At 58.0% G+C, this 8,599-nt stretch carries 7 protein-coding genes; 4 read left to right on the forward strand and 3 right to left on the reverse strand.

The features are described 5' to 3' along the window. Nucleotides 1–75: 75 nt before the first annotated feature. The 3 genes from CKW15_RS26580 to orn form a co-directional block, all read right to left on the reverse strand. Nucleotides 76–4,062, reverse strand: a complete 3,987-nt coding sequence (locus tag CKW15_RS26580; protein ID WP_095152971.1) for a dermonecrotic toxin domain-containing protein — start codon at nt 4,060–4,062, stop codon at nt 76–78. A gap of 110 nt (nt 4,063–4,172) precedes the next feature. After that, nucleotides 4,173–4,784 (reverse strand): trimeric intracellular cation channel family protein, encoded by a 612-nt coding sequence (locus CKW15_RS26585; RefSeq protein WP_095056375.1) that lies wholly within the window; start codon nt 4,782–4,784, stop codon nt 4,173–4,175. Nucleotides 4,785–4,938: 154 nt separating this feature from the next. Further along, nucleotides 4,939–5,481 (reverse strand): oligoribonuclease, encoded by a 543-nt coding sequence (gene orn, locus CKW15_RS26590; RefSeq protein WP_095152972.1) that lies wholly within the window; start codon nt 5,479–5,481, stop codon nt 4,939–4,941. 107 nt (nt 5,482–5,588) lie between these two features. Between orn and rsgA the strand changes: the two genes are divergently transcribed. The 4 genes from rsgA (at nt 5,589) to CKW15_RS26605 (ending at nt 8,418) form a co-directional block, all read left to right on the forward strand. Next, a complete protein-coding gene (rsgA, locus tag CKW15_RS26595) occupies nt 5,589–6,620 on the forward strand; it encodes a small ribosomal subunit biogenesis GTPase RsgA (RefSeq protein ID WP_095056377.1) in 1,032 nt (343 codons plus the stop codon). Nucleotides 6,621–6,830: 210 nt separating this feature from the next. Then, entirely contained in the window at nt 6,831–6,965 is a 135-nt protein-coding gene (locus CKW15_RS28900) for a hypothetical protein (protein WP_256583279.1), read from the forward strand. 2 nt (nt 6,966–6,967) lie between these two features. Beyond that, the gene (locus CKW15_RS26600; RefSeq protein WP_095152974.1) at nt 6,968–7,927 is read left to right on the forward strand and encodes a caspase family protein; all 960 of its coding nucleotides are present in this window, start codon (nt 6,968–6,970) and stop codon (nt 7,925–7,927) included. After that, nucleotides 7,927–8,418, forward strand: coding sequence for a toll/interleukin-1 receptor domain-containing protein (locus tag CKW15_RS26605; RefSeq protein ID WP_095152973.1), 492 nt, complete (start codon nt 7,927–7,929; stop codon nt 8,416–8,418). Before CKW15_RS26600 ends, CKW15_RS26605 begins: the two co-directional genes overlap by 1 nt. The last annotated feature ends 181 nt before the right edge of the window (nt 8,419–8,599 follow it).

Below are 8,599 nucleotides of genomic sequence, written 5' to 3' on the forward strand. Positions count from 1 at the left end.
AACTACAACACCCACTCTAAAGTCGCACACCAAAAAAAGAGTCAATATATGTAGACAACCTCTAAAATCAAAAACTCAATCCAGTTCTTCGTCGCTTCCCTCCTCACTGCCTAACGCACTGTCTGAAGACGGACCCTCAGAATCACTTTCTACGACTTCGACATCAGGATTCAGTCCGTCAAATCGAATCGAAACTTTGCGATCAAGGCCCGCCCCATCGAGATAAGCTCCGATTTGACGCAAACTAACCAGACTCAACGGATTCCCACTTAAGTTAAAGTCGACATCACGAGTATCCGGCACCTCAAAAAGCTCCTCAGGCAACTCGACTATTGCATTAAATGTCAAATCAACCCTCGACAAACATTCTAAATCGGATAAGCCGGATGGGACTTCGGTCAATTGAGTATTACGCAAATAGAGATCGCGTAATTCTTTCATAAAACCCACATGTGGACTTTGCCCGAGTGGATTGTCATTCAGACTCAACAACTTCAAACTTTCTATTCGAGACAGGCCTTCCGCCGTAGCGTCGGTGAGCTGGACAGCGCAATCGTTCAGGGTCAAGGATTGCAGACTTCGCATCTGGTAAATTTCTTCAGGAAAAGTGCCTAAATTGACGCCCTCCAGCGTAAGAAACTGCAGCCCGGTAAAACTCTTTAGAAGACCATGTCCACGCAAAGGCTGGGTGCGGCTGCCCAGCACCAATTCGGTCACGTGCCCGAAGCTGGCAGACAGTTCGGGAAGTGTCCCCATTACGTCCAGGTACAAGTAAAAGTGATGGGGCTCATAGGGGCTCGCCAACGTTTGTTTATGCGACCAACTGGCCTTTAGCTCTTCCATGAACGCTTGTCGGTTGAAACGTTGCTCTTCAACGGTGCCGGCATCCAATAACGCACCGGTCACGAGGTGCCGAGAGGGTACGTCTTTGACCCACAGTTCAAGATCATTGACCAACGAGAGGTACTCGATTTCCAGATGGGCCATGGCCAGCGACGGATCCCCGGTCAATCGCTCATGGCGCAACGCTGCCAGGTCCTCCTCGGAAAGCGTCGGGAAAAGCGCTCGAAAGCGTTGTGCGAGCGGTCGTGCTTCGGGCGGTTCGAGGTCACCTCCCCCCAATAAGTAACCAGAACGCCTGACAGCGAGCCCCATCGGTGAACGAGCTCGGGGCTCCAACGGTGGTTGCCCGAACAGCTCTCTCAGTTCTGGACGAGGCAAAAGCGCCTGCTGCCTGAGCTTTTGCTCAAACTCGCGAACCTGACCGACATGTGGCAACCCCAGCGCCTCGCGTTGTGCCTGCGGCAGCGCGCGCTGGATAGCGGCAAACAGTTCGTCTCGGCCGTGCAGGTGCAGCCCATGCTCGTCAAACGTCTCGTATTGATTTTGCTGCCTGACCAGTACTTTGCGAATGGGTGCGTCGATGGGCCCGACACTGTCCAACAACGCGCCTTCGAAGTGACCTTCGCGCACCTCCAGCCGTATATCGGCTTTCCAGCCTTCAAGGGTTTCGAGCATGTGCAAGGCCAGCTTGTCGCTGTCTGCGCTGGATACCGCCTGCAAGTACAGCCCTTCATAAGCGCGAGTGAGGCGTAACTCACGCAAATAAAACAACGCCTCTTGCGCCATTCGCCGCGGCATTCCTGGACTGTTATGCAGGAGCAGTCGCTCGGCAGCACTGGCTTCACGCCACAGTTCTTCTGCGACGGTTCGAGGCAGACCGGGGAAGGTTCTGCGCATCTGCTGCGTTTCGGCGCTTGCAGCCGATTCGAACGATTCCTCAAGAACGCGGAACAATGGCCCCCGGTTTTCCTCTGCCCATCGAGCCATCCTGCCGCGCAGCAGGGCGGTTCGGACATGCCGCGCTGGCAGCGCGTCACCCGGTGCAGGGCTCAATCCCAACAGCTGCTTCTGCTCGCGCTCGCCAAGGATATCCCAAAGGGTCTCCATCAACTGGCCGGCACGCAACCGAACTTCGGGCAGATTGACCTGCTGCATCTGCAACAGGTGTTTTTGCAGTTGAACATCGGCCTTGGCATAAACGCCCGGATCGGGGCTGAGCATTTGTTCGCGAAAACCCTGGATGCGCTGATCGAGTTTGAACCGGCGAATCGTGTCTTCCAGCAAGGCCGGTGGGCGCCGGGCGTGAACGTGCACATGCCGCAACATGGCGTCGTCGACACCGCTGACGGCGAGGATGCGGCGTGCCGTCTCGTCGGAAAACTCCGCGACCGAATGGCCCAACCGCCGGAACAATTGCGCGCCCTGCCATTCCATTGGTCGCTCGACCTCATGCGCCCAGGCGCCGGCTCCGTTGTGGGTCAGGCGAGGTCGGTAGGCGTTCGGCCGTTTCGGGTGGCGTACGTGGTAGACGCCGCTTTCAGGATTGGCAGCGACTTCGTAGGTGCGATTTTCAAGCGTGAGGACAGTCTTGCCGGCGTGGAGCCGAAGACCCAATGCGTCCTGTGCACCTTCCGAAGGTGGCGAGAGGGGTGTTTCGTAAGGTTGTAAATCCGGATTCCACAACCGCGTGCGGCCATCATGAAGCGCCACCGGTTTGAGCCCTTCGACAAATCCTGAAGGTTTGATCGACAGCATTTTCCCCGCCACAGCTCCCGCCGCTCCGAAGGTCGCCAGTTGAGCCAGATTTTCCGCGATGGCCAGCAGATGATCGGCGGCTTCGGAGACCTGTCCTTCAGCCCAATCGAGAATGCCGGTAAACGTTTCGTCCAGCAGTTGATACGTGGCGTAAGCCAACATCAATTCGCCCATCAAGGGCACAAACGGCATCGCGACCAGACTGGCCACCTGCAGCACGATAGAGGCCACGTTCACAATGCCGTCCCACAGCGCCCAACGCGACTTGCGGTCGGCGTCCGCCGTGGGCACGGCAATGGCGCGAGCATCATTGAGAATCTTGTTGAGGCTCTCCTGATACAACCATTGCCACGGATCACCCTGAATCCTGTGCATATCAAATCGCAGTGCGGGATTGTCCACTCGCGCACGCCGCCAGGCAGGCCGCGGGTCACCAGGTTGCGGTGGATGCCACATCACAACATGCAAATGCTGGTCGAGGGCGGCAAAAAATGAACCGCGATGCTCATGTGCGACAAACCGGGCAAAAAAACGCTGGTAGTCCGTTGAGCGCAATCGCTCCGTCAAAGCTGACTTGAACGCCAGCGTCGACGGATATTCCTTGACCGGGTGCTGCGGATCGTCCGGGATGTATACGACCAACGGCATAACCGTGGAAGCACGCTCAAAATCCCCCGCCAGCACCATGATCCCCGTCAGCCTCGCCTCAAAGATCTGCAACTGGCAGCACTGCGTTGGCCCAGAGCCAGAGTCATCGAGTAACTGCAAAAGCGAGGCCTGGCAATCAGAGCCGATATCCCCTTTCATCCGCGCAAGCAGCACCGCGGCCCTGAATGCATCCTGTTGACTGGTCTTGACCTTGGACGCCAAGACCGCTTTGGCCAAGGCATCCGTAGGCAGCAACAATGTTTCAAGTTGCTGTGCGTATTGGCCGCCGATATCCAGCTCGCGGCACAGGGAAACAAATGCACTGACGCTGATGCGGTCATTAATTGCCAGCACGTTGAAGTGGCCAAGCGTACTGGGCTCATCGATAAAGCAGGACGCGCTATCAAAGTAGTGAGCGCCCGATTCCTTGCTCTCGAAGTTATGCAAGGCCGCATCAAGCAAGGAAAGGGTTTTAGTTTGATAGCCCACGGCGATACCGGTGGGTAGATAGAGCCGCAGGTAAGTTCGGTTGACATCAACCTCAACGCCAAAACGGTTTTTTAGCGCCTGTCGAAGCAATGGGTCGGCAAACCGACGGACATCGCTCAACCGTTCGAACAAGCGATCTACCTTCGCCTGCGAGGACCAACGGGCCTTGACCGCTTGCGCCAGCTCCGCATGAGCCGCCGCAGCGGCGTTTCGGCTCCATTCAGGAATCTTGACCGCAACACGTCGCAACGCCTGGCGCCGGGCTGGCGACGCGTGGGTCAGCCAGCCAGGTATTCTTTCTTCTATGAACTTTTCATGAATTGCCATGGGAATTGCCTATAAGCCGAAGTAAAAAATCAGCTTATAAAAACAACTACTCATCAAGGCACTACATAACTACCGCACGCGCCCTGAAAACAATGACAACGCGACAAGTTTCAATGCTCGTCATTGTAAACAAACTTGGGCATTTCCCAGTGGAAACGGATCGCCAGCAAGCGCAACAGGAAGCCGCCGAACAGTGTGATCAGAATCGCCTGTTCACCCGGCAAGTTCAGGTAAAGACAAAGCATGTAACACCACGCCGCCGCGAACGAGACGCTGGCGTACAGCTCTCGTCGGAAGATCAGCGGGATATCGTTGCAGAAGATATCCCGCAAGATGCCGCCGAACACACCGGTGATCACACCGCTGACTGAGGCGACCAACATGCCATGCCCCATTTCCAGGGCAGTCATGCAGCCGATCAGGGTGAATGCCACCAAGCCAACGGCATCAAGCACCAGAAACAGTGAGCGCAGATGACGCATCCAGCGAGCAGTGAAGACTGTGAACATCGCCGCGATGGTTGTCAGGACCAGGTATTCCGGGTGTTTGACCCAGGTCAGCGGATAGTGACCGAGCAGCACATCGCGTACCGAACCGCCGCCTAACGCCGTGACGCAGGCGATCAACACCACGCCAAACCAGTCCATGCCCCGACGCCCGGCAGACAGGGCGCCGGTCATGGCTTCGGCGGTAATGGCGATCAGGTAGAGCATCAGTAACATGGGGGGCGGTCCTTGCAGAAAAGGCGCGCAGTCTACTCACTTCACCCAAGCACCAAAAGAGGGCGACATCATTTGTAGGAGCCGGCTTGCTGGCGATGGCGTCCTCAATGGCGCCATCGCCAGCAAGCCGGCTCCTACAGATCGGATTCCAGGCTTAGAACTTGATGAAATGCTGGCGGTAATGCTGCAACTCGGCGATCGATTCGCGGATATCGTCCAGCGCCAGGTGGGTACTGCCCTTCTTGAAGCTGTCACGCACGTCCGGCGCCCAGCGCGCGGCCAGTTCCTTGAGCGTAGACACGTCAAGGTTGCGATAGTGGAAGTAGCTTTCCAGGGATTTCATGTGCGTATAAAGGAAGCGACGGTCCTGGCAGATGCTGTTGCCGCAGATCGGCGACTTGCCCTTGGGCACCCACTTTTCCAGAAAGGCGATGGTTTCCGCTTCGGCTTCGGCCATGCTGATGCGGCTGTCGCGCACGCGCTGGGTCAGGCCCGAGTTGCCGTGAGTGCGGGTATTCCACTCGTCCATGGTGGCGAGCACTGCATCGCTGTGGTGAATGGCGATCACCGGGCCTTCGGCCAGGGTGTTCAGTTCACTGTCGGTGACGATGGTGGCCAGTTCGATGATGACGTCGGTGTCCGGGTTCAGACCGGTCATTTCCAGGTCGATCCAGATCAGGTTCTGCGAATTTTGCATGTGTCGGCTCCTAGGCAATGCTGCGCAGTTTAGCCTAGGCCAGTGCCCGGGCGTGCTAAACTCGCGGCCGTTTTACCTAATCGCTGCATTCTATATACGGAACACCCATGGCCAAACGCCAACTCAATCGTCGTCAAAACTGGCGCATCGAAAAGATTCAGGGCGAACGCGCTGCCCGCGCCGCCAAACGCGAGTCCTCGGCTGTCGAGGCGCTTGAGGGCGGCGATCTGGGCCCGGAACAGCACGGTCTGGTGATCGCGCACTTCGGTGTGCAGGTCGAAGTCGAGGCTCGCGACGGTGAGCTGGCCGGCCATGTGTTCCGTTGTCACCTGCGTGCCAACCTCCCGGCACTGGTGACCGGTGACCAGGTGGTCTGGCGTGCCGGCAACCAGGGCATCGGCGTGATCGTGGCGCAATTGCCGCGTAACACCGAGCTGTGTCGCCCGGACAGCCGTGGTCAGCTCAAGCCGGTGGCGGCCAACGTCGACATGATCGTCATTGTCTTCGCGCCGCTGCCCGAGCCCCATGCCAACCTGATCGACCGCTACCTCGTGGCTGCCGAGCACGCAGGCATCAAGCCGCTGTTGCTGCTGAACAAATTCGACCTGATCGATGAAAACAACGCGCCAGCGCTGAATGCCTTGCTCGCGGTTTACCGCACGCTGGGTTACCCGGTGCTCGAAGTGTCGGCCCACCACGGCAACGGCATGGAGCAATTGCAGAAGCAATTGGACGGCCGCATCAGCGTGTTCGTCGGTCAGTCCGGCGTCGGCAAGTCGTCGCTGGTCAACAGCCTGCTGCCGGAAGTCGAAACCCGCGTCGGCCCGCTTTCCGAGCTATCCGGCCAGGGCACTCACACCACGACGACCGCGCGCCTGTTCCACTTCCCCGGTGGCGGTGAGCTGATCGACTCCCCGGGCATCCGCGAATTCGGCCTGGGCCACGTCAGCCGCGCCGATGTCGAGGCCGGCTTCATCGAGTTCAACGACCTGCTCGGCACCTGCCGCTTCCGCGACTGCAAGCACGACCGCGAACCCGGTTGCGCCCTGCTCAAGGCCCTGGAAGATGGCCGCGTTCAGCAACAACGGATGAACAGCTACCGCTCGATCATCGCCAGCCTGCCGGAAAACGGCTACTAAACAGCTGCACCCACCGCCCGGAACCCAACCGGGCAGTGGGTCGGCGGTTCTGCTGCAACCTCCCCTCTCCACTGGAACGTCAGACCTTTCTGTAGGCGCCTGCACACCCCCTTGTAGGGCATTTCTCTTTAAGTCCCAGTCCCTTGTGGCTGTCGTCAAATTGCCTAAGTTCAAACCCTCTTCGCACGCCTGCGACATCGAGGGTCACCCATGCAAACCTGTCATTTGTCCAACAGCCACTCGTGGAACGGCCCCTGCACGATGGAATCTGACGCCGCCCACGCCGAATGCGCGTGGAACACCAGCAGTATCGTCAAGGCGATTCGCCTGTATACGGCGGCCTGATCATGCGCAAAGGACTGTTTATCGGCATCAACGACTACACCCATGTGTCACGCCTGAGCGGTTGCAGCAATGACGCCATGGCCATGGCCTCCGTGCTGAAAACCGACGCCAATGGCGATCCTAACTTCAAGAACATCGTGCTGACTTCCGCCGAGGAGTTCCTGAGCAGGGAAAAACTCGAAGACCAGATTCGCGAGCTGTTTTCCGGTGACTGCAACGTCGCGCTACTGTACTTCGCCGGTCACGGCAGCTTCGACACCGACACCGACGAAGGCATGTTGATCCCGCAGGATTACAAGAGCGCCAAGGACGGGATTCGCCTCAGCGACATCCTCAACTGGGCGAGCAAGGCCACCAAGATCAAAAACAAAGTGATCATTCTCGATTGTTGCCAGAGCGGCTCGGCCGGCGAACTGCGCGCCTTGCGCAGCGAAGGCAGCGTGGTCGGCGAAGGCATGACCATTCTGACCGCCTGTAAAAAGGAAGAGCCGGCGATGGAGGGCATGCAGCACGGCGTGTTCACCGGATTGCTGCTCCAGGCCCTGCACGGCGGAGCCGCGAACATCCTGGGCAAGATCACCCCCGGAAGCCTCTATTCGTTTGTCGACAATGCCCTTGATGCCTGGGAACAGCGTCCGGTGTTCAAGACCAATGTCTCGCAGTTCATTTCCCTGCGCGAAGTGTCACCGCTGATCCCCAAGGAAATCCTTCGCAAACTCCCCGAATGGTTTGCCGAAGCAGAGTCGGTGTACCCCCTCGCCCCCAGCTTTGAGCCCACCGAGCCCGAGTTCAACCCGGAACAGGGCGAGGTCTTCGCCCAGTTGCAAAAGTGCAACCGCCACAGCCTGGTCGAACCGGTGGACGCCGAACACATGTACTACGCCGCCATCCACTCCACCGGCTGCCGCCTCACCGCCCTCGGCGCCTATTACCGCGAACTCGCGATCAAGGGACATTTCTGATGCCAGTGTTTATCAGCTACCGCCACATGGACCGCGCCCACGCGATCAACATCAACACGCGCCTGATGCAGGCCAACATCAAGACCTATCTCGACGTACTGGATGCCGAATCCCAGACCACCGACGACATCACCGGGGTGATCACCCGCAACATCAGCGAATGCACACACCTGCTGGCAGTGGTGTCGGAGAAAACCGCACTGTCCTGGTGGGTGCCGTTCGAAATCGGCGAAGCGACCATCACCAACCGGCGCATCTGCTCATTCAAGACCGGCCCGACAGAGCTGCCGCTGTACCTCGACAAATGGCCGAAGCTGACCAGCGACCGGGACATCGAGTTCTTCATCGATGCCTATCGCAACGAGTCGATGCTCAAGCGCTCGATGTCACTGGATTCGGTGACCGGTAGCGAGTCGGTGCGCAGCGTTAACAAATCCAATGCGGATCGCTTTCACGCCGACCTCAAGTCCCGAGTCATCCGCGGTTTTTAATGCAGAAAACGCCCACAAAAAAGCCGACATTAGTGTCGGCTTTTTTGTAACTGATGTCCCGTCCTGAATAAGGTTTACACCTTCTGACCTATTTTCAGGAGGGAGCAATGGATTCGGGGAAAAGGCGCAGTCAGCGCGATTACACGCTGGCTTTTAAATTGTCGGTGGTCGATCAGGTCGA

The organism is Pseudomonas sp. Irchel s3b5 (assembly GCF_900187435.1).
Lineage (GTDB): Bacteria > Pseudomonadota > Gammaproteobacteria > Pseudomonadales > Pseudomonadaceae > Aquipseudomonas.